The 23,886-nt window shown below is 65.1% G+C and carries 18 protein-coding genes and 1 pseudogene; 11 read left to right on the top strand and 8 right to left on the bottom strand.

Annotation, left to right across the window (positions count from 1 at the left end; genetic code table 11):
- The 8 genes from L6D89_RS19550 to L6D89_RS19515 form a co-directional block, all read right to left on the bottom strand.
- On the bottom strand, positions 1-240 hold a 240-nt coding region (locus tag L6D89_RS19550), incomplete at its 3' end, for a hypothetical protein (RefSeq protein WP_236200842.1).
- A 161-nt stretch (positions 241-401) separates the two neighbouring features.
- Positions 402-1,373: a peptide ABC transporter ATP-binding protein gene (locus L6D89_RS19545; RefSeq protein ID WP_236174378.1), complete on the bottom strand. Its 972-nt coding sequence runs from the start codon at positions 1,371-1,373 to the stop codon at positions 402-404.
- Entirely contained in the window at positions 1,370-2,347 is a 978-nt protein-coding gene (locus L6D89_RS19540; protein ID WP_236200841.1) for an ABC transporter ATP-binding protein, read from the bottom strand. The genes L6D89_RS19545 and L6D89_RS19540 overlap by 4 nt, the downstream gene beginning before the upstream one ends.
- 148 nt (positions 2,348-2,495) lie before the next feature.
- Positions 2,496-3,407: an ABC transporter permease subunit gene (locus L6D89_RS19535; protein WP_236200840.1), complete on the bottom strand. Its 912-nt coding sequence runs from the start codon at positions 3,405-3,407 to the stop codon at positions 2,496-2,498.
- A gap of 10 nt (positions 3,408-3,417) precedes the next feature.
- Entirely contained in the window at positions 3,418-4,428 is a 1,011-nt protein-coding gene (locus tag L6D89_RS19530; protein WP_236174381.1) for an ABC transporter permease subunit, read from the bottom strand.
- 97 nt (positions 4,429-4,525) lie between these two features.
- Positions 4,526-6,130 carry an ABC transporter substrate-binding protein gene (locus L6D89_RS19525; RefSeq protein ID WP_236200839.1) on the bottom strand — a complete coding sequence of 535 codons (1,605 nt, stop codon included), beginning with the start codon at positions 6,128-6,130 and terminating at the stop codon, positions 4,526-4,528.
- 51 nt (positions 6,131-6,181) lie between these two features.
- A complete protein-coding gene (locus L6D89_RS19520; RefSeq protein ID WP_236200838.1) occupies positions 6,182-7,783 on the bottom strand; it encodes an ABC transporter substrate-binding protein in 1,602 nt (533 codons plus the stop codon).
- Between the two features lie 222 nt (positions 7,784-8,005).
- The gene (locus L6D89_RS19515) at positions 8,006-8,722 is read right to left on the bottom strand and encodes an SIMPL domain-containing protein (protein WP_236174384.1); all 717 of its coding nucleotides are present in this window, start codon (positions 8,720-8,722) and stop codon (positions 8,006-8,008) included.
- A gap of 230 nt (positions 8,723-8,952) precedes the next feature.
- On the opposite strand from L6D89_RS19515, the gene L6D89_RS19510 reads away from it, so the two are divergent.
- The 11 genes and pseudogenes from L6D89_RS19510 (at position 8,953) to L6D89_RS19460 (ending at position 23,886) form a co-directional block, all read left to right on the top strand.
- A complete protein-coding gene (locus L6D89_RS19510; protein ID WP_236174385.1) occupies positions 8,953-10,209 on the top strand; it encodes an ATP-binding protein in 1,257 nt (418 codons plus the stop codon).
- Between the two features lie 24 nt (positions 10,210-10,233).
- Entirely contained in the window at positions 10,234-10,794 is a 561-nt protein-coding gene (locus L6D89_RS19505) for a response regulator transcription factor (protein ID WP_081517431.1), read from the top strand.
- A 66-nt stretch (positions 10,795-10,860) separates the two neighbouring features.
- Positions 10,861-12,594: an ABC transporter ATP-binding protein/permease gene (locus L6D89_RS19500; protein ID WP_236200837.1), complete on the top strand. Its 1,734-nt coding sequence runs from the start codon at positions 10,861-10,863 to the stop codon at positions 12,592-12,594.
- Between the two features lie 190 nt (positions 12,595-12,784).
- The gene (locus tag L6D89_RS19495; protein WP_236200836.1) at positions 12,785-13,753 is read left to right on the top strand and encodes a M23 family metallopeptidase; all 969 of its coding nucleotides are present in this window, start codon (positions 12,785-12,787) and stop codon (positions 13,751-13,753) included.
- On the top strand, positions 13,734-14,099 hold the full coding sequence (locus L6D89_RS19490) for a hypothetical protein (protein ID WP_236174388.1): 366 nt from the start codon (positions 13,734-13,736) through the stop codon (positions 14,097-14,099). The genes L6D89_RS19495 and L6D89_RS19490 overlap by 20 nt, the downstream gene beginning before the upstream one ends.
- Before the next feature lie 18 nt (positions 14,100-14,117).
- Positions 14,118-14,498: pseudogene (locus L6D89_RS19485) on the top strand (bactofilin family protein); the annotation flags it as partial.
- Positions 14,499-14,991: 493 nt separating this feature from the next.
- Entirely contained in the window at positions 14,992-15,933 is a 942-nt protein-coding gene (locus L6D89_RS19480; protein WP_236174389.1) for an AEC family transporter, read from the top strand.
- Between the two features lie 189 nt (positions 15,934-16,122).
- Positions 16,123-16,917: a DUF2135 domain-containing protein gene (locus L6D89_RS19475; protein WP_236200848.1), complete on the top strand. Its 795-nt coding sequence runs from the start codon at positions 16,123-16,125 to the stop codon at positions 16,915-16,917.
- Positions 16,918-16,955: 38 nt separating this feature from the next.
- The gene (locus L6D89_RS19470; RefSeq protein WP_236200835.1) at positions 16,956-18,707 is read left to right on the top strand and encodes a DUF2138 domain-containing protein; all 1,752 of its coding nucleotides are present in this window, start codon (positions 16,956-16,958) and stop codon (positions 18,705-18,707) included.
- Positions 18,671-19,336, top strand: a complete 666-nt coding sequence (locus L6D89_RS19465) for a DUF1175 domain-containing protein (RefSeq protein WP_236200834.1) — start codon at positions 18,671-18,673, stop codon at positions 19,334-19,336. Before L6D89_RS19470 ends, L6D89_RS19465 begins: the two co-directional genes overlap by 37 nt.
- Entirely contained in the window at positions 19,333-23,886 is a 4,554-nt protein-coding gene (locus L6D89_RS19460) for an alpha-2-macroglobulin family protein (RefSeq protein ID WP_236200833.1), read from the top strand. The genes L6D89_RS19465 and L6D89_RS19460 overlap by 4 nt, the downstream gene beginning before the upstream one ends.

Here is a 23,886-nt window from a genome sequence, read left to right as displayed (position 1 = left end):
GGGGCGTGCTACCGGAGTGGGGGGCGGCGGTGGCGGTGCGGTATCCAGCTCATCCGGGGCCAGCCCTTCCCAATCGATCTCGTCGAGGTCGAACCCAGTTTTGGCCTTTGCCTTCGGAACTGCCTTGCCGGACTTCTTCTGCGCACGCATGTCCATTCGCCGCTGCCGCTTCCACTGATGCAGCTGGAAATTGGCGACGGCGGCGGTAACGAGAATCAGCAGGAGGAAGAACAGCAGCATGCAGTGTGTGGCCCTGTGGATAACTGCCGCGGCGTGCGGGCAGTGGCGGGAGGCCACCCTAGCGGGACGCGATGGATCAGGCGGTAGGCCTGTTCCCGCTGCGTTGTAGGACGCAGCTGTATCCGAAAGAGTGGGCCGGCCTATGACCGGCCCATCCCGTTTCAGTTCAGGAACTGCTCCGCATGGTGGCAGGCCACCTGGCGCTCATCGAGCACGCGCAGCTCCGGCACTTCGGCCTTGCAGCGCTCGGTGGCGTAAGGGCAGCGCTTGTGGAAGGCGCAGCCCGTGGGCGGGTTGAGCGGGTTGGGCAGTTCGCCCTGGATCTTGATCTTCGGTTTGTCCGGGTCGGGGTGGATGGCCGGGGTGGCTGACAACAGTGCCTGGGTGTAGGGGTGCAGCGGGCGCTCGTAGAGCTTGTTTGCCGGGCCCATTTCCGCCGGGCGACCGAGGTACATCACCAGCACATCGTCGGCCACGTGGCGAACCACCGCGAGGTTGTGGGAGATGAACACGTAGGCGGTGCCGAACTCCTGCTGCAGGTCCATGAACAGGTTGAGCACCTGGGCCTGGATCGACACGTCCAGCGCCGAGGTCGGCTCGTCCGCCACCAGCACCTTGGGCCGTAGCATCATGGCGCGGGCCAGGGCGATGCGCTGGCGCTGGCCGCCGGAGAACATGTGCGGGTAGCGCTGGTAGTGCTCGGGGCGCAGGCCGACCTGCTTCATCATCGCCTGCACGCGCTCACGGCGTTCGACGCGGGACAGGCTGGTGTTGATCAGCAGCGGCTCGGCCAACTGATCGCCGATCTTCTGCCGCGGGTTGAGCGAGGCGTAGGGGTTCTGGAAGACCATCTGCACGTCGCGGCGCAATTGCTTGCGTTGCTCGTGACTGGCGCCTTTCACCTCCTGGCCGGCGATCTGCAGCGAGCCGGAGGTGGGCTCCTCGATCAGGGTCAGCGCGCGGGCGAGGGTGGACTTGCCGCAGCCGGACTCGCCGACCACGGCCAGGGTCTTGCCGGCTTGCAGGTCGAAGGATACGCCGTTCAGGGCACGCACCAGGGCGTGAGGCTTGAACAGGCCCTGGGAGATTTCATAGTGACGGGTCAGGTCGCGGGCGGTCAGAACGGCGTTCATCGGGCCACCTCGGTGTTCAGGTTGAGCGGGTAGAAGCAGCGCACGGCGCCGCGCTCATGGTTTTCCAGCGCCGGGCGTACGCTGCGGCAGTTGTCCTGCACGTAGGGACAGCGTGGCGACAGCAGGCAGCCCTGAGGGCGGTCGTATTTGCCGGGAACGATGCCGGGCAGGGTGGCCAGGCGCTCTTCACCGGCACTGTGTTCCGGGATCGCCTTGAGCAGCGCTTCGGTATAGGGATGGGTCGGCAGGTCGAACAACGCCGGCACCTGGCCGATCTCCACCGCCTGACCCGCGTACATCACACAGACGCGCTGGGCGGTCTCGGCGACCACGGCGAGGTCGTGGGTGATCAGGATCAGCGCCATGCCCTGGTCGCGCTGCAGGTTCAGCAGCAGCTCCATGATCTGTGCCTGGATGGTTACGTCCAGCGCGGTGGTGGGTTCGTCGGCGATCAGCAGCTTGGGTTCGCCGGCGATGGCCATGGCGATGGCGACGCGCTGGCTCATGCCGCCGGAAAGCTGGTGCGGGTAGGCGTCCAGGCGCTGGGCGGCGCCGGGGATTTCCACCCGTTCGAGCAGTTCCAGGGCACGCTGGCGCAGGGCTTTACCGCGCAGGCCGAGGTGCAGCTTGAGCACTTCCTCGATCTGGTAGCCGACGGTGAAGCTGGGGTTGAGCGCGGTCATCGGGTCCTGGAAGACCATGGCGATGTCCTTGCCGACGATGCGCCGACGCTCACGGCCTTTCAGGCGCAGCATGTCGGTGCCGTCGAACTGCATGGCGTCGGCGGTGATGATGCCGGGGGCGTCGATCAGCCCCATCAGGGCCATCATGGTCACCGACTTGCCGGAGCCGGACTCGCCGACGATGGCCAGGACTTCGCCCTTGTCCACCGAGAGGTCGAGGCCATCCACCACCGGGATGGCGTTGCGGTCGCCGAAGCGCACCGAAAGATTGCGCAGGTCGAGGAGGCTCATACGGCGGTCTCCATCAGGCTTGTGTTCTTTTTGCAGGAACGAGGGGGACGCCTTAGTCCTTGCTCGCGAACGGGGAACGCGGAGGAGTGCAGGTTCGCGAGCAAGCTCGCTCCTACAGAAAGCGGGAAGGTATTCATCTGTCTGCTCCTCACGCCGCGTTCTTCAGCTTCGGGTCCAGCGCATCGCGCAGGCCATCGCCCATCAGGTTGATTGCCAGCACGCTGAGCAGGATGGTCAGGCCGGGCAGCGAGACGACCCACCAGGCGCGCTCGATGTAATCGCGCGCGGAGGCCAGCATGGTGCCCCACTCGGGCGTCGGCGGTTGTACGCCGAGGCCGAGGAAGCCCAGCGCGGCGGCGTCGAGGATCGCCGAGGAGAAGCTCAGGGTGGCCTGCACGATCAGCGGCGCCATGCAGTTGGGCAGCACGGTGACGAACATCAGGCGCAGGGTGCCGGCGCCGGCCAGGCGCGAGGCGGTGACGTAGTCGCGGTTCAGTTCGCCCATCACCGCGGCGCGGGTCAGGCGTACGTAGGCCGGCAGCGAGACGATGGCAATGGCGACCACCGTGTTGATCAGGCCCGGGCCGAGGATAGCGACGATGGCGACCGCCAGCAGCAGCGAGGGCAGGGCCAGCATGATGTCCATCAGGCGCATGATCACCGGACCCAGGCGGGTCGGCGAGAAGCCGGCGAGCAGGCCGAGGAAGATGCCGGGGATCATCGAGATCAGTACCGAGGTCAGGCCGATCATCAGCGACAGCCGCGCGCCATGCATCAGGCGCGAGAGCAGGTCGCGGCCCAGCTCGTCGGTGCCCAGCAGGAATTGCGCACTGCCGCCCTCGAGCCAGAGTGGCGGGGTGAGCAGGAAGTCGCGGAACTGCTCGCTCGGATCGTGCGGCGCGACCCAGGGCGCGAACAGCGCGCAGAACACGATGACCAGCATGAACAGCAGGCCGCCGACCGCGCCCTTGTTGCGCGAGAATGCGTGCCAGAACTCCTTCAGCGGGGACGGATAGACCAGGCTCGGGTCGCTGGCGGGAGCTTGGGAAACGTTGCTCATGGCGTGCTCCTTAGCGCTGGTGACGGATACGTGGGTTCGCGAGGCCGTAGAGGATGTCCACGATGAAGTTCACCAGGATCACCAGGGTCGCCACCAGCAGGATGCCGTTCTGCACCACCGGGTAGTCGCGGCGGCCAATGGCGTCGATCAGCCATTTGCCGATGCCCGGCCAGGAAAAGATGGTCTCGGTCAGGACCGCACCGGCGAGCAGCGTGCCGACCTGCAGGCCGAACACGGTGAGTACCGGGATCATGGCGTTGCGCAGGGCGTGCACGAACACCACGCGCGCCGGCGACAGGCCCTTGGCGCGGGCGGTGCGCACGTAGTCTTCACGCAGCACTTCGAGCATCGACGAACGGGTCATCCGCGCGATCACCGCCAGCGGGATGGTGCCCAGCACGATTGCCGGCAGGATCAGGTGGCGCACGGCGTCCATGAAGGCGCCTTCTTCATCCGACAGCAGCGTGTCGATGAGCATGAAGCCGGTCTTCGGCTCGATGTCGTAGAGCAGGTCCAGGCGCCCGGATACCGGCGTCCAGCCCAGGGAAACGGAGAACAGCATGATGAGGATCAGGCCCCACCAGAAGATCGGCATCGAATAGCCGGCCAGGGAAATGGTCATCACCCCGTGGTCGAACAGCGACCCGCGCTTCAAGGCCGCGATCACCCCGGCGAGCAGGCCGAAGGTACCGGCGAACAGCAGAGCGGCCAGGGACAGTTCCAGGGTCGCCGGGAACAGCGTGAGGAATTCGTGCCAGACGCTGTCGCGGGTGGTCAGCGATTCGCCGAGGTTGCCCTGGGCGAGGTTGCCGATGTAGTCGAGGTACTGCTGGTAGAGCGGCTTGTCGAGGCCCAGGCGGTGCATGGCTTCGGCGTGCATCTGCGGGTCGACGCGGCGCTCGCCCATCATCACTTCCACCGGGTCGCCCGGGATCAGGCGGATCAGCGCGAAGGTGAGCAGGGTGACGCCGAAGAAGGTCGGTATCAGTAGCCCGAAGCGCCGGGCAATGAAGGACAGCATTGTGGGGAGTTCTCCACATGGGATGGTCACGGTTGGGCCGCGTCATGGGCGGCCCGTTCTTGTCGACATCGACCCTTTTGGGGCCTGGTCCTTGTCGTTATGGTCCCGGTGAGCCCTGTAGCTGCACGCGGGAAAAATTGTTCGAGCCCAATGGGCTCAGGGTAAAGCCACTAACGCCCGGACGCACCACGGCGAACTGCTTCGGGTAGGCCAGGGCGATCCACGGCGCTTCGCGCTGATAGATGGCCAGCGCCTGGCGATAGAGGTTCGCGCGGGCGGCCTGGTCGGTAATGGCGCGGGCCTTGCGCAGCAGTTCGTCGAACTCGGCGTTGCACCAGCCGGCCTGGTTCTCGCCGCTTTTCGCCGCTGCACAGGACAGGTTCGGCGTGAGGAAGTTGTCCGGGTCGCCATTGTCGCCGGCCCAGCCCATGAAAATCAGGTCGTGCTCGCCCTGTTTGGCACGCTTGATCAGTTCGCCCCATTCGAACACGCGGATGTCCGCCTGAATGCCGATCTGCCCCAGGTCGTTCTGCAGCATCTGCGCGCCGATGCCGGGGTTGGGGTTGGTCGGCCCGCCGCCGGGGCGGGTCCAGATCGACAGCTTCAGGCCGGGCTTGATGCCCGCTTCCTCCAGCAGTTGTCTGGCGCGCGCAGGGTCGTGGGGCCAGACCTTGAGTTGCGGATCGGAACCCCACAGCGTTGGCGGGTAAGGCGCCACGGCGAGAGTCGCGGCGCCTTCGCCGAATTGCGCGCGCAGGTAGGCGTTGCGGTCGAAGGCGAGGTTGATCGCCTGGCGCACGCGCACATCGTCCAGCGGCTTGTGCCGGGTATTGATGCCGACGTAGGCGACCAGCAGCGAGTCCAGTTCCTCGATCTTCAGCTTCGGCTCCTGGCGCAGCGCGGGGATGTCGGTGGGCTTGGGGTAGACGGCGATCTGGCAGTCGCCGGCCTTGACCTTCTGGATGCGCACATTCGGATCGGGGGTGATCGCCAGCAGCAGACGTTCGATCTTCGGCTTGCCGCCCCAGTAGTCCGGGTTGGCGGTGAAGCGAACCTGGGCATCCTTCTGGTAGCGCTGGAAGATGAACGGGCCGGTACCGATGGGCAGGTTGTTCAACTGCTCGGCCTTGTTGGCGGCCAGCAGCAGGTCGCCGTACTCGGCGGAATAGATGGAGGCGAAGCCCATCGCCAGGTCGGCGAGGAAGGGGGCCTCGGGGTGCTTGAGGGTAAAGCGCACGCGGTGGTCGTCGAGCTTTTCCACCGCGCTGATCAGGCCGGGCAGGCCCATCGCCTCGGCGTAGGGGAAACCGCGCGGGGCGAGTTTGTTCCACGGGTGCTGCGGGTCAAGCTGGCGCTGGAAGCTCCAGAGCACGTCGTCGGCGTCGAAGTCACGGGTCGGGGTGAAGTAGTCGGTGCTGTGGAACTTCACGCCCTGGCGCAGGGCGAAGGTGTACTGCAGGCCGTCGTCGCTGATTTCCCAGCTCTGTGCCAGCGCGGGCACCACGCGTGTACTGCCGGGGGCAAACTGCACCAGGCGCTCGAAGACCGTTTCGGCGGAAGCGTCGGCAGTGGTGGCAGCGGTGTACTGGGTGATGTCGAAGCCTTCCGGGCTGGCCTCGGTGCAGACCACCAGGGATTGGCCAAAAGCCTGCGCGCAGCCAAGCAGGCTGACGAGGGTCAGGCGGATAAGCGCTCTGTGCATGGCGGCTGCGCCGGGGGAGAAGGCCGCCGGGAAGCCCGGCGGCCGCTGGCCTTACTTGCCTACGCTGACGCCGTAGAACGAGTTCAGCGCGAACGGGCTGATCTTGAAGTCCTGCACCGTCTTGCGCATTGGCTGGTATACGGTGGAGTGTGCGATCGGGGTGATCGGCACCTGCTCCTTGAGGATGTGCTGGGCCTGTTTGTACAACTCGGTGCGCTTGGCCTGGTCCGGAGTGCGCTTGGCATCCTTGATCAGCTTGTCGTAGGCCGGGTCGCACCATTTGGAGAAGTTGTTGCCGTCCACGGCATCACAGCCGTAGAGGGTGCCCAGCCAGTTGTCCGGGTCACCGTTGTCGCCGCTCCAGCCGATCAGCATGGCGTCGTGCTCGCCGCCCTTGGCGCGCTTGATGTACTCGCCCCATTCGTAGGTGACGATCTTCGCCTTGATGCCGACCTTGGCCCAGTCGGACTGCAGCATCTCGGCCATCAGCTTGGCGTTGGGGTTATACGGGCGCTGCACCGGCATGGCCCACAGGGTGATCTCGGTGCCTTCGGCGACGCCGGCCTTCTTCAGCAGCTCCTTGGCCTTTTCCGGGTTGTAGCCGGCGTCCTTGATGCTGTCGTCGTAGGACCACTGGGTCGGCGGCATGCCGTTCACGGCGAGCTGGCCGGCGCCCTGGTAGACGGCATCGATGATCGCCTTCTTGTTCACCGCCATGTCCAGCGCCTCACGCACTTCGAGCTTGTCGAACGGCTTGTGGAGGACGTTGTAGGCGATGTAGCCGAGGTTGAAGCCCGGCTGCGACGGCATGTTCAGGTTCGGGTCCTTCTTCAGCGACTCCAGGTCGGCGGGGCGCGGGAAGAGGGTGACCTGGCACTCGTTGGCCTTGAGCTTCTGCATGCGTACCGAGGCGTCGGTGTTGATGGCGAAGATCAGGTTGTCGATCTTCACGTCGCCCTTGTTCCAGTAGTCCGGGTTGGCCTTGAAGCGGATCATCGCGTCCTTCTGGTAGCGACTGAACACGAATGGGCCGGTGCCGATGGGCTTCTGGTTGATCTCGCTGGCCTTGCCCTGCTTGAGCAACTGGTCGGCGTATTCGGCGGACTGGATCGAGGCAAAGCTCATCGCCAGGTTCTGGATGAACGCGGCGTCGACTTCGTTGAGGCTGAACTTGACGGTCTTGTCGTCGACCTTCTCCACCTTGGCGATGTTCGCGTCCATGCCCATGTCGGTGAAGTAGGGGAATTCGGTCTGGTACGCCTTACGGAACGGGTGGTTCTTGTCGAGCATGCGGTTGAAGGTGAACAGCACGTCGTCGGCGTTGAACTCGCGGGTCGGCTTGAAGTAGTCGGTGGTGTGGAACTTCACGCCGGAACGCAGGTGGAAGGTGTAGGTCTTGCCGTCATCGGATACGTCCCACTTCTCCGCCAGGCCCGGGATGACCTGGGTGCCGCCGCGCTCGAACTGGGTGAGGCGGTTGAACACGGTTTCCGCCGAGGCATCGAAGTCGGTGCCGGTGGTGTACTGGCCCGGGTCGAAACCCGCAGGGCTGCCTTCGGAGCAGTAGACCAGGTTGTTGGCGGCGTGGGCGAGCGGGGCGCTGGCGATCAGCCCAGCGGCAATCATGGAGCGGATGACGGCGTTCTTACGCATTTGGACCTCTGTTTATTCTGGTTGTCATCGAGGGGCAGCCTCGTGAGCTGCGTTGCGTGAAGCTATGCACGGCACATGCCGGGTGCAAGCGGCTGACCGGGGTGAGTGTAGAAGTTGTGACGCGGGTGCAAGGGAATGTCGCAATTTCGACAATGGGAACCGTGCGGTCGAGCAACGGCGCCCCGGTCCCCCGAGGCGCCGCGCTGGAAGCCCCCGCGGGTGTTACGGCATCTGCACCTCGATCGTGCCGTCGGCACTGACGGTGACCTGGCTGGTGCCGGCTTCGATTTCCTGCGCCGGTGCCGAATCCATGGAGGCGAACTTGGCGGCGGCCATGCGCATCACCGGCATCGGCCGTGGCGCGCCGGAGGTGTTCAGGTTCAGGCTGACCAGCTTGTAGCCCTTGCCGCCGAGCGCCTCGGTGAGGACCTGGGCGCGGGCCTTGAAGGCATCCACGGCGCCTTTCATCATCGCGTCCTCATTCTTCGCGCGGGTAGCGTCGGCGATGCTGAAGTCCATGCTGCCCATCTTCAACTTGCCCAGCAGATCGGCGGTGAGCTGGGAAAGGGCGGCGAAGTCGGTGCTTTCCAGGCGGATTTCCGCACGCTCGCGCCAGGCGGTGATCTTCTGGCCCTTGTCGTCATACACCGGGTAGCTGTTGCGGCTGCCCAGGCTGACGGTCACGCCCTTGACCTTGCGTGCCTGCTCCACGGCCGCATTCAGTGTGGTGGTGGTCTCGCTGGCCAGCTTCGCCGGATCGGTGGCCTGGCCCTCGCTGAACAGGGTTACGTGCATCAGGTCGTGGGCGACTTCCTGGCTGACCTCGGCGCGCAGCGAAACCTGGTTGTAGCGAGGTTCGTCTGCCATGGCCCCGAGGCTGGTGGCACACAGGGCGATGGCGGCGGCGATGGCGGTGAAGGGTTTCTTCAGTACAGACATGGATGACTCCTTGCTCCAGAAAATGTCCGGGCCACAGCTTAGTAGAGGCAGTGGCGAGGACTGTCAGACCCTTTGACGAGGATTGGTTCGCAAACGGGTTAAGGGTCGATGTCACTAATTGTTTCGGACTGAGGCGGCGGTCACAGGCTGCGCTGGAGTATGCTGTGGCGCTATGCCGCATAAAGGAGAGGGGGCTCTTGGCTATACTCGCGCAAATTCCGGAATTCACCATGCGCCCACCGGTTTTCCAGCTGTCCGCCAGTCGTCAGAACCTTCTGCATCTGACACTCATCCGTATTCTCGTGCTTGCCGCTCAGGCCGGTTCGGTCGGGCTCGCCTACAAGGCCCAGTTGATCCAGCTGCCCTGGCTCGCGCTCGGTGTGACCCTCGGCGTCTCCCTCGTGCTGTGCCTGGGAACTGCGCTGCGCCTGCGCGGCCCGTGGCCGGTGACCGAACTGGAATACGCCGTCCAGTTGGCCTGCGACCTGGTCATCCACAGTGTGCTGCTCTATTACTCGGGCGGCTCGAGCAATCCCTTCGTTTCCTATTACCTGGTGCCGCTGACCATCGCCGCGGCGACCCTGCCATGGCTCTACACCATTGCCCTGGCCGGCCTGGCGCTGGCCAGCTACACGGTACTGCTGGTCTGGTTCCATCCGCTGGAGATGGCCGCAGGGCAGCGTGACAACCTCCTTGTCTATGGCATGTGGCTGAGCTTCGCCCTGGCTGCTGCGCTGATCACCTTCTTCGTCGCCCGCATGTCCGAGTCGCTGCGTCGGCAGGAGCAACTGCAGGCCCAGCGCCGCGAGGAAGGCATGCGTGACCAGCAGCTGCTGGCCGTTGCCACCCAGGCCGCGGGTGCCGCCCATGAGCTGGGTACGCCGCTGGCGACCATGAGCGTACTGCTCAAGGAATTGCGCCAGACCAATGCGGATCAGCCGCTGCTGCAGGAAGATCTCGCCCTGCTGCAGGAGCAGGTCAAGCTCTGCAAGACCACCCTGCAGCACCTGGTGCGCGCCGCCGAAGCGGATCGTCGCCAGGCGGTGGAAGAGCAGGGCGCCAACGAATGGGTCGAGTCGGTGCTGCGGCGCTGGCACTTGATGCGCCCCGAGGCAAGCTATCGCTACCAGACGTTGGGCAAGGGCAAGGCGCCGCGGATGACGCCGCCGACCGACCTGAGCCAGGCGCTGCTGAACCTGCTGAATAATGCGACGGACGCCTGTCCGGACGATCTGGACATCCGCCTGGACTGGGATGCCGGGGAAATCTGCCTGAGCATCCGCGACCAGGGCCCCGGCGTGCCGCTGGCCATTGCCGAGCAGCTCGGCAAGCCGTTCTTCACCACCAAGGGCAAGGGCTTTGGCCTGGGGTTGTTCCTCAGCCAGGCCAGCGTGACCCGCGCAGGTGGAACGGTGAAGTTGTATAACCATGAAGATGGCGGCACTCTGACTGAGTTGCGTCTGCCCAGAAGCTATGGCGTGGCCTGATCGCCGCGCCCGCGAGGAAGTACCATGAGCGAAGAGATCCTGTTCGAAGGCGAAGAGCAGCCCCACCTGCTGCTGGTGGATGACGATGCCACCTTTACCCGCGTCATGGCTCGCGCCATGACCCGTCGCGGGTTGCGGGTGTCGGTCGCCGGCTCCGCCGAAGAAGGCCTGGCCATGGCCAAGGAAGATCTGCCCGACTACGCCGTGCTTGACCTGAAGATGGACGGCGATTCCGGCCTGGTGCTGCTGCCCAAGCTGCTCGAACTCGACGCCGAGATGCGCGTGGTGATCCTCACCGGCTATTCCAGCATCGCCACCGCGGTCGAAGCCATCAAGCGCGGCGCCACCAACTACCTGTGCAAGCCGGCCGACGCCGATGACGTGCTGACCGCCCTGCTGTCGCAGCATGCGGACCTTGAGTCCCTGGTGCCGGAAAACCCCATGTCGGTCGACCGCCTGCAGTGGGAACATATCCAGCGTGTACTTGCCGAACATGACGGCAACATCTCCGCGACCGCCCGAGCGCTGGGTATGCACCGGCGCACCTTGCAACGTAAGCTGCAGAAACGCCCGGTGAGGCGTTAAGCGATCGATAACACAAAGGAGCGCCAATGAGCGCTCCTTTTTATTTCCAGCCGTGCGAGCCGACCCATGACCGACAGCGCCGAGTACCGGGCCGCGAACGACGCCGTTCGCAGCCGCTTCTTCCACCGAGTCTGGCAACTCACCGCGCCCTACTGGCGCAGCGAAGAGAAGGGCATGGCCTGGCTGCTGCTGATCGTGGTGATCGCCCTGTCGCTGGTGGGCGTGGCACTCAGCGTCTGGCTCAACAGCTGGTACCGCGACTTCTACAACGCCCTGCAGAACAAGGACCTGAAGAGCTTCATCCATTTGATGCTGATGTTCTGCGGCATCGCTGCCGTGTTCATCCTCACGGCGGTCTACCGGCTCTATCTGACGCAGATGCTCACCATCCGCTGGCGCCGCTGGTTGACGGAGAAGCACTTCGCCGCCTGGCTGGGCGACAAGAACTACTACCGACTGGAGCAGCGCGGGCACACCGACAACCCCGACCAGCGACTCTCCGAGGACCTCAACAGCTTCACCGACACCACCCTGACCCTGGGACTTGGCCTGATCCGCAACATTGTCAGCCTGGTGTCCTTCTCGGTGATCCTCTGGGGCGTGTCCGGCAGCATCGAACTCTTCGGCATCAGCATTCCCGGCTACATGTTCTGGGCGGCGCTGCTCTATGCCGCGGTCGGTAGCTGGCTGACCCACCTCATCGCACGCCGCCTGATCGGCCTGAACAACCGCCAGCAACGCTACGAGGCGGACCTGCGTTTCGGCCTGGTGCGGGTGCGCGAGAATGCCGAAAGCATCGCCCTGTACAACGGCGAGGCGAACGAGAGCAACCGCCTGATGGGGCGCTTCCGCAATGTCTGGAGCAACTTCTGGGAACTGATGAAGGTGCAGAAGCGCCTGACCTTCTTCAGCTCCGGCTATGCCCAGATCGCTACCGTGTTTCCCTTCATAGTCGCTGCGCCGCGCTACTTCTCCGGGCAGATCCAGCTGGGCGAGCTCATGCAGATCAACTCCGCCTTCGGCAACGTGCAGGACGGCCTGAGCTGGTTCATCGATGCCTATGCCAGCCTCGCCAGTTGGCGCGCTACCTGCGACCGTCTGCTGAGCTTCCGCCAGACCATGGACGAGACTGCCCACGAGTCCGCCAACATTGACGTGCGCAAGACCGGCGAGAACCTGCAACTGCACAACCTGACCCTGAAACTCGGTAACGGCCGCGAGCTGCTGCAACCCACCAGTCTTGCGTTCAACCCTGGCGAGCACGTGCTGATCGGCGGTCCGTCCGGCGGCGGCAAGAGCACATTGTTGCGCGCCATGAGCGGACTGTGGCGCTATGGCGGCGGTGTGGTGCAGATGCCCGAGGCGCGCAGCCTGTTCGTTCCGCAGAAACCGTACCTGCCCATCGGCACCCTGGCCGAAGCGCTCTGCTATCCGGATGCGGGCGACGCTCATGATCCCGAACAGATGAAGCAGGTGCTGCACCTGTGTCGCCTGGATTCGCTGGTGCCGCGCCTGGATGAGGCCGATCACTGGCAACGCGTGCTCTCACCGGGCGAGCAGCAGCGCCTGGCCATTGCCCGCGCGCTGCTCTATGCACCACAGTGGCTGTTCCTCGACGAAGCCACCTCCGCGCTGGATGAAACCGACGAAGCCGCGCTGTATCAGGTGCTGATCGATCAACTGCCGGGCGTGACCCTGGTCAGTATTGGCCACCGGGCCAGCCTGAAGCGATTCCACCCGCGCCAACTGCGCCTGGAGGAGCATCGTTTGCAGGAGATCGAGTCTGTTTTGCCGGCGTAGTGGCAGTTTGATTCACTGGGATAATGTGATCGCGTTAGTGGGAAACATCTGAAAGTATTCTCAGACATGATGATTTCTTCTTATTTATTTACATTTTTCAGTGTTTAGCCGCTGCGAAGTTTCCAATAAAAGGTACCCTGTGCACCCCGGCGGCCACCCGCCGGGCTGAATGCATTCCAACGGTACCGCCATGAAATCCCTTTCTCCGTCACGGCAAGCCCTGACTCGCTCGGACCTGCGCCTGGTCGACACGCGCCGGTATGTGCTGGGTGCTGCCTGCGTAACGCTGGTGCTTGCCACGGCCGCCTTCGCTGGTGGGCTGTGGCTGGGTCGAGGCCAGACCCAGACGGTGATGGTGCCAGTGGCGCAGGCCGAAGAAGCGCCGGATGAGTCCGGCGAGCGCTTTGCCGCCGAGCGCATCGGCGAGCTGACCGGCCGTCTGCAGGTCCTGGAAAAGGACGCGGATTACCTGCTCAAGGCTGTCGACAGCCATCAGGAAATCGCCCGCAAGCTGTCCAAGGTCGATCCCGAACTGGTGCCCGCGCCCAAGGGCAAGTCCACATCCACCCGCAACGAAGGCGGCATCCTGCTGCCGCCCAGGGCCTGCGTCGATCCGTTGCCCGCATCGGCCGCTGACCTTGAGCGCAACGAGCAATCGGCTGCGTGCCTGCGCCGGGTCTTCGACCTGCTGATGGACCAGGTGGCCCGGCGCAATGCCGACTTCATGGCGATTCCCGCACGCCGTCCGTTGGAGCAGGCGCGCCTGGGTTCACCGTTCGGCAACCGCTTCGACCCGTTCAATCACCATCTGGCGTTCCATTCCGGCCAGGACTTCTCAGCGCCGACCGGCAGTCCGATCCACGCGGCGGCTGGCGGCCGGGTCATCGTTGCCGGGCCGAACCCTTCCTATGGCAATCGCGTGGAAATCGACCACGGTAATGGCCTGGTCACGCGCTACGCCCACGCCTCCAAGTTGTTGGTGAAAGTGGGCGATGTGGTGCTGCCGGGGCAGGAAATCGCCAAGGTGGGTTCCACCGGGCGCTCCACCGGCCCGCACCTGCATTTCGAAGTGCTCTACCACGGGGAATTCGTCGACCCGCAGAACTTCCTTTCCCTGGGCGGCATGGAGATCGATAGCGATGGCCTGGCCACGGACTAAACGGCCCTCCACCCGTCAGTTGCTGCGCGCCGAGCACCGTCCCCACGTGCCCCGTGGCTTTGCCTGGCTGGGCTGGGCGGCGCTGGTACTTCTCGTGCTGGCGGCGCTCGCGTTGGGCGCCTGGCAGCTGCGCGCCCGCGACGATGGCCAACTGCGTGAGCGCATCGATGCGCTCGAGGCGCAGAACGCCGAGCTGACGCAGGAGGTGGAGGAAAAAAGCCTGCAAGCCGAAGAGGATCGTGCCAACCGCGAGCAGTTGATGCTGCGGATCGACGCGATGTCCGCCGAAATCAAGAAACTCAAGACCGAGCTGGCCTTCTTCCGCCAGCAGAAACCTGGCAAGTAGTACGCGCGAGGAATTGTGATGTTCAGCAGCAGCAAGAAAAAGAGCCCGCAGGTCTCGGTGGACAAGTTCTCCAGCCTGCTCTCGGGTAATGTCGATCTGGTCGGCGATATGCAGTTCCAGGATGGCCTGAAAATCCTCGGCACGGTGAAAGGCAACGTCCGCCACAAGCCTGGTGCGGCCAGCCTGCTGGCACTCAGTGCGGAAGGCCGGATCGAGGGTAACGTCAGCTGCTACGACGCGCTGATCGACGGCACCATCATTGGCGACCTCTACGTCGAGCACCTGCTGGAGTTGCATTCCAATGCACGCGTGACCGGCAACATCCAGTACCGCCAGCTGAGCATGGAAAACGGCGCGACGGTGGATGGCAAGCTGACTCGGCTGGCCGAGGGCGAGGAGCCCAAGCCACTGGAAGCGAAGGTCTCGAAGATCGAGGCGACACCGGTGGCAGCGCCGCCAGCGACGCTTTTGCTGGAAGCCGAACCGGTCACGGAGCAGGGCTACGTGCCGGGTGCCCCGCGCAAGAACAAAGCCTGATCCCTTCGCGGGGGATCAAGGTGGAAACGCCACCTTGCCCTGTCGTTTGCCTCTGTGCTCGGGCTCACCGAGCACCTCCGGCGGCAATTGCCCATCTCTGGCAGGCGCCAGCGGCCGCTGTTCTGCAGCGCATACGGGGCCACCATGTTGTATTCGGTGAGCCGGTAGAACCGTTGTGAAGCCCCTGGCGGCCGCTGCCAGGAGGGACGGATGAGCAAGGCTCTGGCAGGGGCGCCATGCCAGCGCCAGCAGCATGGTGCAACCCGCTGCAGCGTCGTCCTGTGCCAACCCGTCGCCCCAGTGCGCGATAACCCTTGCTATCATCGCCGGCCCCACTGTTTTCGCTGTTGCGCCCATGCTCGCTCTGTTGCTCCAGACCTTCGCCATCACCGCCCCGGTCTTCGCCATGCTGTTCCTCGGAGTGCTGCTGCGCCGCGTAGGAGCGATCAACCCGGAGTTCATCCAGACCGCCTCTGCACTGGTGTTCAACGCCACCATGCCGGCGATGCTGTTCCTCGGCATCTACCACTCCGACCTGCACAGCGCAGCGCGCCCGCAAGTGCTGCTGTACTTCTGCGCAGCGACACTGGCAGGCTTCCTACTGGCCTGGGGCTGGGCCGTCTGGCGGGTGCCGCGGGAGGAGCGCGGCGTCTACGTGCAGGGCTCGTTCCGGGGCAACAACGGCATCATCGGTCTGGCTTTGGCCACCAGCCTCTATGGTGAGCACGGCCTGGCGCTGGGCTCGGTGCTCGCCGCGCTGGTGATCCTCTGCTACAACACGCTGTCCTCGGTGGTGCTGGCGATCTACAGCCCGAGCATGAAATCCGACCCGCTGAGCATTGCCCGCAACGTTATCTGCAATCCGTTGATCATCAGTGTGCTGGCGGCGCTGCCGTTCTCCTGGTTCGGAATTGGCTTGCCGGCGTGGCTGCTGACCTCCGCTGACTACTTTGCCCAGATGACCCTGCCGCTGGCGCTGGTGTGCATCGGTGGCACCCTGTCGCTGGCTTCGCTGCGCGAGAGTGGCGGACTGGCGATCAGCGCGAGCCTGATGAAGATGATCTGGCTGCCGCTGATCTGCACCACGGCCGCCTGGTTGCTGGGTTTCCGTGGTGCGGAACTGGGCGTGCTCTTCCTCTATTTCGCCAGCCCTACGGCGGCTGCCAGCTACGTCATGGCTCGTGCCGCGAATGGCAATCACGAGCTGGCGGCGTCGATCATCGTGATCACCACGCTGGTGGCGGCGCTGACCACCAACGTCGGCATCTTCGTCCTGCAATGGGGCGGCTGGATGTGACTCGCGCAGAGTCGAGATTCTTCCAATCGGTATTGCGCCAAAAGCCACTTGGCTTGTAGGAAATTTCTGAAAGATCGCGCTGCGTCGCAACGCCGAGCGATGGCTCGTTCCGCGCACCGACAAGACCGGTTACATTTGGCTCCCCCCGCCATGCACGATCAAGGAATGTTCATGCAGCTCTCGCGTCGGATGGTTCGTGCCGTCTTTTATCTGTCAGCCAGTCTCCTGGCTGCGACGGTGGCTGCCGAACCGAGTGCGGACCTGTCCAGCCCGACTGCCGGCTGGCGCTATTCCGGGCTGACCGATGATCCCAGCGTTCCGCGCGTGGCCTATCCCACGCCGCCCATCGACCGTGGTGGTGTTCGTGGCCGCAGCCTGATCGAAGGGCACCTGCGTGAAGTGTCCGGCGTTGACCGTGCCCAGCGCCTGGTGGTCAACGGCAATCCCCTCCCGCTCTACACTGATGCCGAAGGAAAATTCGTTCGCCCCTACAACTTCGGTGCGGGTAGCAACAGCGTTGCAGTCAGCAGCGACCAGGGCAAATCTCTCAAGCGCGTACAGTTCTACGAAGCCAACAATGGTCGCATCCCGCCGCGCATTCGCCTGGTGCTCGGCTGGAACGATCCCAAGGCCGAGCTCGACCTGCATATCGTCACGCCTGACGGCCAGCATGCCTTCTGGGCGCAGCCACGCCTGAGCAATGGCGGCGGCCTCGACCCGGATGGCGTGGATGGCCCCGGGCCGGAAATGTTCACCATGGCCGCACCGCTGCACGGTACCTACCTGGTCTACGTGAACTACTGGGGCAACTACAACGCCAGCCAGGGTTACAACTTCCAGGAAGGCAATCACGAGCAGGACGTGATCACCGCCGAGATCAACCTGGTGTTCAACGAAAATACCGTCAACGAGAAGCGCGAGACCTTCGTGGTGCCCATGCGCACCATCGGCGATCTGGTGCTGGTGAAGACCTTCAACTACTGAATTCGCCCCTCGCAGGGATGACACGGGACAAGCGATCCATGAGCGACATTACGCCCTCCAGCAGCCAAGACAGCACCTCCACGCCGCCGGCCGCGCAGCCCTCGCGCCGTGGCCCGTTGATCGCCATCGGGGCGCTTGCCGCCGCGCTGGTCGCCGGTGGCCTGGCCCTGGCCTTCGGCCTGATTCCCGCCTTTCACTCGGCGCCGGTGGGTACCCTGGAGGCGCCGGAAAGTCCGGACGTGGTGCGTGACCTCAAGCGCCCGGACGCGCTGATCGAAAGTGCCTCCCTCAGCCAGTTGCCCAAGGCCGTGCTGGAAGTGCCGCTGCTGCGCGACGTGCTCACCGAGGACTTCGTCTTCTATTACGAGAACAATGCCGACCGCCTGGGCCTGACCGGCACCCTGCGCCGCATCGTCTACGAACACGACCTGAGCCTGAAGGACAGCGTGATCGAGGAACTGCTCGACCAGCCGGCCCAGGTTGCCCTGTGGCGTGGCGCCGATGGCCGCCTGCGCGACTTCATGGTAGTGCTCAAGCGCGGCGGTCTGGCCAAGGTCCTGGAACCGCTGGCCAAGGTCGCGGCGGATGACACCCAGCTCAAGAAGGTCGCGGAAATCCAGGTGAAGGGCAGCGCCACGCCGGTTTACAGCCTGCGCTACGGCGCCGAGAAAACCCTGCTGTTCGTCTCCCGTGGCGATCAGATGCTGGTGCTGTCGAACCCGAAGATGCTCTTCCCCAATCCCGACTACGACAATCTGGGCGAGCCCGATGCCGCCGTCGTCAAGGACCTGGGCAGCGCGCTGGAAGGCGAGCCGCTGTTCGCCAAGGACTTCGCCCTGGAGCCACGCGGCGAACTGAAACAGCGCATTACCCTGGGTGCCGGTGTGCTTGCCATGGGTTACCAGCGGCTGATCCCGACCTTCGCCGGCGTGCGCTTCGAACAGGGCAAGGACGGTTGGCACAGCTATCTGGCACTCAATGAAGTCGCCCGCCAGCCGGACCTGGACTTCGCGCCGGTCTGGCAGGCCATGCCCATGGGCGCCAGTGCCTGCGTCGCGCTACCGGTCACGCCGGGCCTGTACGACAGCATGCTGGTAAAGCTGGGCGCCGAGCAGAAGATGGCCGCGGCCTTCTCCGAGCACCTCTCCGGCGCCGCCGGCCTGTGCTGGTACCCGGACTCGCGCCTGCACTCGCCGCTGCTGGCGGTGAAGCTCGACGCACCCGCCAGCCCCGAGCTGGACGAGCAACTGGGCAAGCTGTTCGGCAGCATGATCGGTGCCTACGAGGCCAACGTGGAGGCGGGTGCCTTCGAGGTGGAAAGTCGTGCCGAGGGTGAAGGTCGCCTGTGGCAGCGCCAGGTCAGCTCGCGCTTCGGGCAGTACCCGGCCAGCGCGGCGGAGAATCCCGACCAGGTCAGCGGCAATGGCTTCTTCCGTGTCAGCCTGTTGCGCGATGGCAACACCCTGCTGTTCTCCATCGACGACAAGCTGCTCGACAAGGCGCGCAATACCCTGGCCAAGCGCTACCCGCCGCTGGCCGATGTGCTGCCCAAGGATGCCCTGGTGCCGGCCTACCTGGCGCCCAAGACGCTGTCCGAACTGCTCAAGCGCGAAACCCTCGACAGCCTGCCGCAGGACCTCGAACCGGTGTTCCGCAATGCCGCCGACACGCTGCTCCTGCCGCGCCTGAAGACCCTCGCCGGTAATGGTTCCTACGCCCTGACGCTGCCGGCCGGCAGCGAACCGAGCGGCGAATGGGAGTGGCTGCCGCTGGACTGGAAGGCGCTGTGATCCGCAAGCCTCTGACGCTGCTCGCAGGCTGGCTCGTCGCCACGCTGGCGCACGCGGCCGAGCCGGCGCTGGATGCGCAGCAGACCCAGGTGTTCCGCGCCTGGTTCGTGCGTATCGCCGAGGAGCAGCTGCGTCGCGGGCCGAACCCGCGCTGGTACCAGCAGGATTGCGCGGGGCTGGTGCGCTTCGCCGCCAATGAGGCGCTGAAGGTGCATGACGCCAAGTGGCTGCGTGCCAATGGCATGTCCAACCGCTACCTGCCGCCGGAGCTGGAGCTGTCCGACGCGCAGCGCAACCTTGCGCAAAGCTGGCAGCAGGGCGGCGGCAAGACCGGGCCCTACGTCAACGCGATCAAACTCATTCAATACAACAGCCAGCTCGTTGGCCGTGACCTCAACCAGGCGCGCCCGGGCGACCTGATGTTCTTCGACCAGGGCGATGACCAGCATCTGATGATCTGGATGGGTCGCGACATCGCTTATCACACCGGCACTCGTACGGCGACCGACAACGGCATGCGCTCGGTCAGCCTGCAACAACTCATGACATGGAAGGACACCCGATGGATACCCGACGAATCCAATCCCAACTTTATCGGCGTCTATCGCTTGTCCTTCCTGACCCGATGAGCGCGCTGCGCGGCATTGCCGCTGCCCTGGCCTGCGCCGGCCTGTTCGCCGCCGCGCCCGCAATCGTGCAGGCGGACGACGACGTCCCGGCGAGCAACTACACGCCCATGGCGGGGGAGTCGTTCTTCCTGCTGGCCGACTCGAGCTTCGCTTCCGACGAAGTGGCCAAGGTGCGCCTGGAAGCGCCGGGCCGCGATTACCGTCGCTACCGCATGGAGCCTTACGGCGGAGCGGACATCCGCGTCTACCGCATCGACCAGCCGCTGGATTTCCTCAAGCGCCAGAAGAACCTGCACCGCGTGCTGTCCGAAGGGCAGTTCAAGGGCGAGGGCCTGTCCAACACCCTGGCTTACCTGTGGGACAACTGGTACCGCAAGTCGCGTCGGGTGATGCAGCGGACCTTCTCCTACGAGTCGCGCCAGCAGGTCACCGAAGTGGTGCCCGAGCTGAAGATGGGCAATGCCATGCGCGCTCCGACGCCGTATGACGCGCAGCCGCAGTACGCGCCGATTCCCGGCCTGCCGATGGTCAGCCAGTTCCGCTACCCGCTGTGGGACGCCAAGCCGATCCAGCCGCCGAAGGAAGTGACCCTGGCCGGTTCTTCCAGCGAGTTCATCAACGTCGCGCCGGGCAACGTCTACGTGCCGCTGGGCAAGTTGAAACCCGGCCTGTATCTGGTCGAGGCGCTGGTCGGCAAATACCGCGCGACCACCGTGGTGTTCGTTTCCAACAGCGTCGCGGTGAGCAAGATCGCCGGCAACGAGCTGCTAGTGTGGACCGCGCGCAAGCATGAAGGCACCCCGGTGGGCGGCGCCAAGGTGCTGTGGACCGACGGCCTGGGCGTGATGAGCAGCGGCAGCAGCGACGCCGATGGCCTGCTGCGCCTGCAGCACGTCAGCCCGGAGCGCTCCTTCGTGATCGGCGAAGACGCGGAGGGCGGTGTCTTCGTCTCCGAGAACTTCTATTACGACAGCGAAATCTACGACACCAAGCTCTACGCCTTCACCGACCGGCCGCTGTACCGTCCGGGTGACTGGGTATCGCTGAAGATTGTCGGCCGCGAGTTCAAGAACTCCCGTGAATCGCAGGCGCCGCAAGCTGCCCCGCTGCGCCTGTCGGTGATCGACGCCGCCGGCACCACGCTGCAGACGCTGGATCTCAAATACGACGCCAAAAGCGGTACCAGCGGCCGCTTCCAGCTGCCGGCCAACGCCGTGGCCGGCGGCTATGAGCTGCGCTTCGATTACCGCGACCAGACCTACAGCAGCGCCTTCCGCGTTGCCGAGTACATCAAGCCGCATTTCGAGATTTCCCTCGATCTCGCCAAGCCGGACTTCAAGACCGGCGAGCCGGTGAAGGGCAACCTGATCCTGCTCTACCCGGACGGCAAGCCGGTGGCCAATGCGCGCCTGGAGCTGAGCCTGCGCGCCCAGCAGCTGTCCATGGTGGATAACGAACTGCAGTACCTCGGCCAGTTCCCGGTGGAGCTGTCCAGCGCCCAGATCACCACCGACGCACAGGGCCGCGCCGCGCTGGACCTGCCGGCGGCGGAGAAGCCCAGCCGCTACATGCTCACCGTGTTCGCCAGCGATGGCGCCGCGTACCGCGTGAAGACCAGCAAGGAAATCCTCATCGAGCGCGGCGCCGCGCGCTACCGCGTGAGTGCGCCGCAGCGCTTCAGCGCCGCCGGTGACAAGGTCGAGTTCAGCTACGCTGCCGAACAGCAGACGCCGATCCAGCCGACCGCCTACCGCTGGTTGCGCCTGGAAGACCGCAGCAGCGGCGACGGTGCAGTGGCCGACGGCAAGTTCGCCATCACCTTCGACAAGCCCGGCACCTACAGTGTCGAGTTGCGCGACAAGGCCGGCCAACTGCTCGGCGGTACTGGCCACTCGGTCAGCGGCGACGGCGTGAAGGCCGTGCCGGGCACCGTGGAAATCGTTCTCGACAAGGCCGAGTACCAGGCCGGTGAAGAAGCGCTGGCGCTGATCACCTTCCCGGAGCCGGTGGACGACGCACTGCTGTCGCTGGAGCGCGACAAGGTCGAGGCCACCGCGCTGCTGTCCAAGGGCGGCGACTGGTTGAAGCTGGAGAAGCTCAACCCCACCCAGTACCGCGCGCGCATTCCGGTGAAGGCCGAGTTCTCGCCGAACCTGACCTTCTCCGTGCTCTACACCCGCAGCGGCGACTACAGCTTCCAGAATGCCGGCATCAAGGTCGCTGTGCCACAGGTGGAAATCGCCGTCAGCACCGACAAGGAACGCTACGAGCCGGGCGAGACGGTCACCGTCAATCTCGACACCAGCTACGCGGGCAAGCCCGTCTCCAGCTACCTCACCGTGAGCGTGGTGGACGAGATGATCTACGCGCTGCAGCCGGAGATCGCGCCGGGCATCGACCAGTTCTTCTACCACCCGCGCCGCAATAACGTGCGCACCAGCGCCAGTCTGTCGTTCATCAGCTACGACGTCGCCTTGCCGGGCACGCCCAGCGCACCCGGCCGCGCCAACCGCAGCGAGCGGGGCGTGAAGGTGCTGGAGCGCCCGCGCCGCGAGGAAGTGGACACTGCCGCCTGGGAGCCGGAACTGGTCACCGATGCCAACGGCAAGGCGCAGTTCAAGTTCCGCATGCCGGATTCCCTGACCCGCTGGCGCATCACCGCCCGGGCCATGGATGACCAAGGCCAGGTCGGCCAGAAGAAGCAGTTCATCCGCTCGGAGAAACCGCTGTACCTGAAGTGGAGCGGGCCGAAACGCTTCCGCAGCGGCGATGCGCCGGACCTTGGTCTGTTCGTCTTCAACCAGGGCGAGCAGGACACCAAGGCCGAACTGCTGATCCGCGCCAACGGTGCGGAAAAGACCCAGGCGCTGGACCTCAAGCGTGGCGTCAACTACATCGCTCTGCCGCAACAGCCGCTCAGCGATGGCGACTGGAGCGTGGAACTGCGCCAGGATGGCCAGGTGCGTGACAGCCTTGGCGTGCACTTCAGCCTGGTGGCCGATAGCTGGCAGGTGCTGCAGTCCAAGCCGTTGCAGGTCAACGCGCAGAACACCCCGCTGCAGCTGCCGGCGGATGCCCGCGACGTCAGCCTGCGCCTGGATGACAGCGCCCAGGCCCTGCTGCGCGGCAACCTGGATTCGCTGCTGGACTATCCGTGGGGTGGTGTCGAGCAGACCGCCAGCCAACTGCTGCCGCTGAGCGTCGCCTACCCGATGCTGGCCAACGGCGAGCCACGAGTACGTGACCGCCTGCGCCTGATCATGCAGACCAGTCGCCTGCGCCTGGTGCAGATGGCTGGCCCGGATGCCTACTTCACCTGGTGGGGCGGCGAAGACAACGACGCCTTCCTCACTGCGTATGCCTATTACGCCGACTGGTATGCCAGCCGTGCGCTGGAAATCCAGCTGCCGCCTGACCACTGGCAGCGCGTGCTGGAGCTCTATTCCGCGCGTGCCAGCGCAACGCCGCTGCTACAGCGTGCGCTGATCCTGGCCTTCGCCCGTGACATGCAACTGCCGGTGCAGACCCTGGTCAGCGGCCTGCTCACCGACCTGGAAAACGCCGGCAATGGCGAGGCAGCGAAGTCGGTGAACGACTTCGACAGCGACGACAGCCTGGTCATGGGCCAGCCGGACTCCGAGCTGGGTCTGGCAGTGGCTCGCGTGCTGACCGCCAGCCTGGCCGAGCAGAACAAGGTCGCGCTGCCGCCAGGCTTCGCCAGGCAACTGGATGGCGCACGCCTGAAGCTGAACACCAGCGACCAGCCATTCGCTCGCGCCGTACAGCTCTATAGTGGAACCGTCGATGCCAACCGCGCTCGCGCGTTGCTGCAGAGCCTGGCGCCGCAGCAGTCCACCGTCGAACGCGCGCTGGCGCTGACCTGGATGCAGCGCGCAGTGGCGGATGCGCCGGCAACTGAGCTGCCCAAGCCGGTAGCGGACTGGAAAGAAGGCCGCAGCACCACCGGTGACGCCTTCTGGCAATGGCAGGGCAAGGAAGTGCCAGCGCAGCTGGACCTGAGCGCCGCGCCGTCGCGTCCGCTCAACGCCTCCGTGACCTTCCGCAGCGCCGAAGCGCCGACCAGCCAGTTGCCGGTGACCATCAAGCGCCGTCTGTTGCGCCTGGTGCCGGGGGAAGACGCTTTTGCTTTCAGTGCGGAGCCGCTGGGTGACAAGCCGCTGTCCAGCGACGAGCTGTATCTGGACGAAGTGACCCTCACCACCGAGCAGGCGCAGGCCCTGCGCTACGGCATGCTGGAAGTGCCGCTGCCGCCGGGCGCGGACGTTGAGCGCACCACCTGGGGCCTGCAGATCAGCGGCCTGGGTGGCGTCGAGGCGACCAGTCTGGAGCGCGCGCGCAACGAACCGGGCGACCTGTTCTACGGCGTGCCGGTGGATACCCTCGGCGGCGAGCTGCGCTTCCGTCATCTGGTGCGTTTCTCGCAGAAGGGCGAGTTCGTCCTGCCGCCGGCGCGCTACCAGCGCCTCTATGCGCCGCAGGAGCAGGCGCTGGAGCAGCAGCCGGCCCTGGCGAAGATCAAGGTCCGGTAA

It is taken from the genome of Pseudomonas pseudonitroreducens (assembly GCF_021603645.1).
GTDB classification, from domain to species: domain Bacteria; phylum Pseudomonadota; class Gammaproteobacteria; order Pseudomonadales; family Pseudomonadaceae; genus Pseudomonas; species Pseudomonas pseudonitroreducens.
This window is presented reverse-complemented; position numbering and strand designations above follow the sequence as displayed.

What these genes read in the sequence shown, in the direction of transcription:
- L6D89_RS19515 (WP_236174384.1), bottom strand. Translation starts at nt 8,722, where the DNA reads ATGTCTGTACTGAAGAAACCCTTCACCGCCATCGCCGCCGCCATCGCC.
- L6D89_RS19470 (WP_236200835.1), top strand. Translation starts at nt 16,956, where the DNA reads ATGAGCGACATTACGCCCTCCAGCAGCCAAGACAGCACCTCCACGCCG.
- L6D89_RS19540 (WP_236200841.1), bottom strand. Translation starts at nt 2,347, where the DNA reads ATGAGCCTCCTCGACCTGCGCAATCTTTCGGTGCGCTTCGGCGACCGC.
- L6D89_RS19480 (WP_236174389.1), top strand. Translation starts at nt 14,992, where the DNA reads ATGCTCGCTCTGTTGCTCCAGACCTTCGCCATCACCGCCCCGGTCTTC.
- L6D89_RS19530 (WP_236174381.1), bottom strand. Translation starts at nt 4,428, where the DNA reads ATGCTGTCCTTCATTGCCCGGCGCTTCGGGCTACTGATACCGACCTTC.
- L6D89_RS19520 (WP_236200838.1), bottom strand. Translation starts at nt 7,783, where the DNA reads ATGCGTAAGAACGCCGTCATCCGCTCCATGATTGCCGCTGGGCTGATC.
- L6D89_RS19490 (WP_236174388.1), top strand. Translation starts at nt 13,734, where the DNA reads ATGGCCTGGCCACGGACTAAACGGCCCTCCACCCGTCAGTTGCTGCGC.
- L6D89_RS19510 (WP_236174385.1), top strand. Translation starts at nt 8,953, where the DNA reads ATGCGCCCACCGGTTTTCCAGCTGTCCGCCAGTCGTCAGAACCTTCTG.
- L6D89_RS19535 (WP_236200840.1), bottom strand. Translation starts at nt 3,407, where the DNA reads ATGAGCAACGTTTCCCAAGCTCCCGCCAGCGACCCGAGCCTGGTCTAT.
- L6D89_RS19465 (WP_236200834.1), top strand. Translation starts at nt 18,671, where the DNA reads ATGGGAGTGGCTGCCGCTGGACTGGAAGGCGCTGTGATCCGCAAGCCT.
- L6D89_RS19505 (WP_081517431.1), top strand. Translation starts at nt 10,234, where the DNA reads ATGAGCGAAGAGATCCTGTTCGAAGGCGAAGAGCAGCCCCACCTGCTG.
- L6D89_RS19500 (WP_236200837.1), top strand. Translation starts at nt 10,861, where the DNA reads ATGACCGACAGCGCCGAGTACCGGGCCGCGAACGACGCCGTTCGCAGC.
- L6D89_RS19475 (WP_236200848.1), top strand. Translation starts at nt 16,123, where the DNA reads ATGGTTCGTGCCGTCTTTTATCTGTCAGCCAGTCTCCTGGCTGCGACG.
- L6D89_RS19460 (WP_236200833.1), top strand. Translation starts at nt 19,333, where the DNA reads ATGAGCGCGCTGCGCGGCATTGCCGCTGCCCTGGCCTGCGCCGGCCTG.
- L6D89_RS19495 (WP_236200836.1), top strand. Translation starts at nt 12,785, where the DNA reads ATGAAATCCCTTTCTCCGTCACGGCAAGCCCTGACTCGCTCGGACCTG.
- L6D89_RS19525 (WP_236200839.1), bottom strand. Translation starts at nt 6,130, where the DNA reads ATGCACAGAGCGCTTATCCGCCTGACCCTCGTCAGCCTGCTTGGCTGC.
- L6D89_RS19545 (WP_236174378.1), bottom strand. Translation starts at nt 1,373, where the DNA reads ATGAACGCCGTTCTGACCGCCCGCGACCTGACCCGTCACTATGAAATC.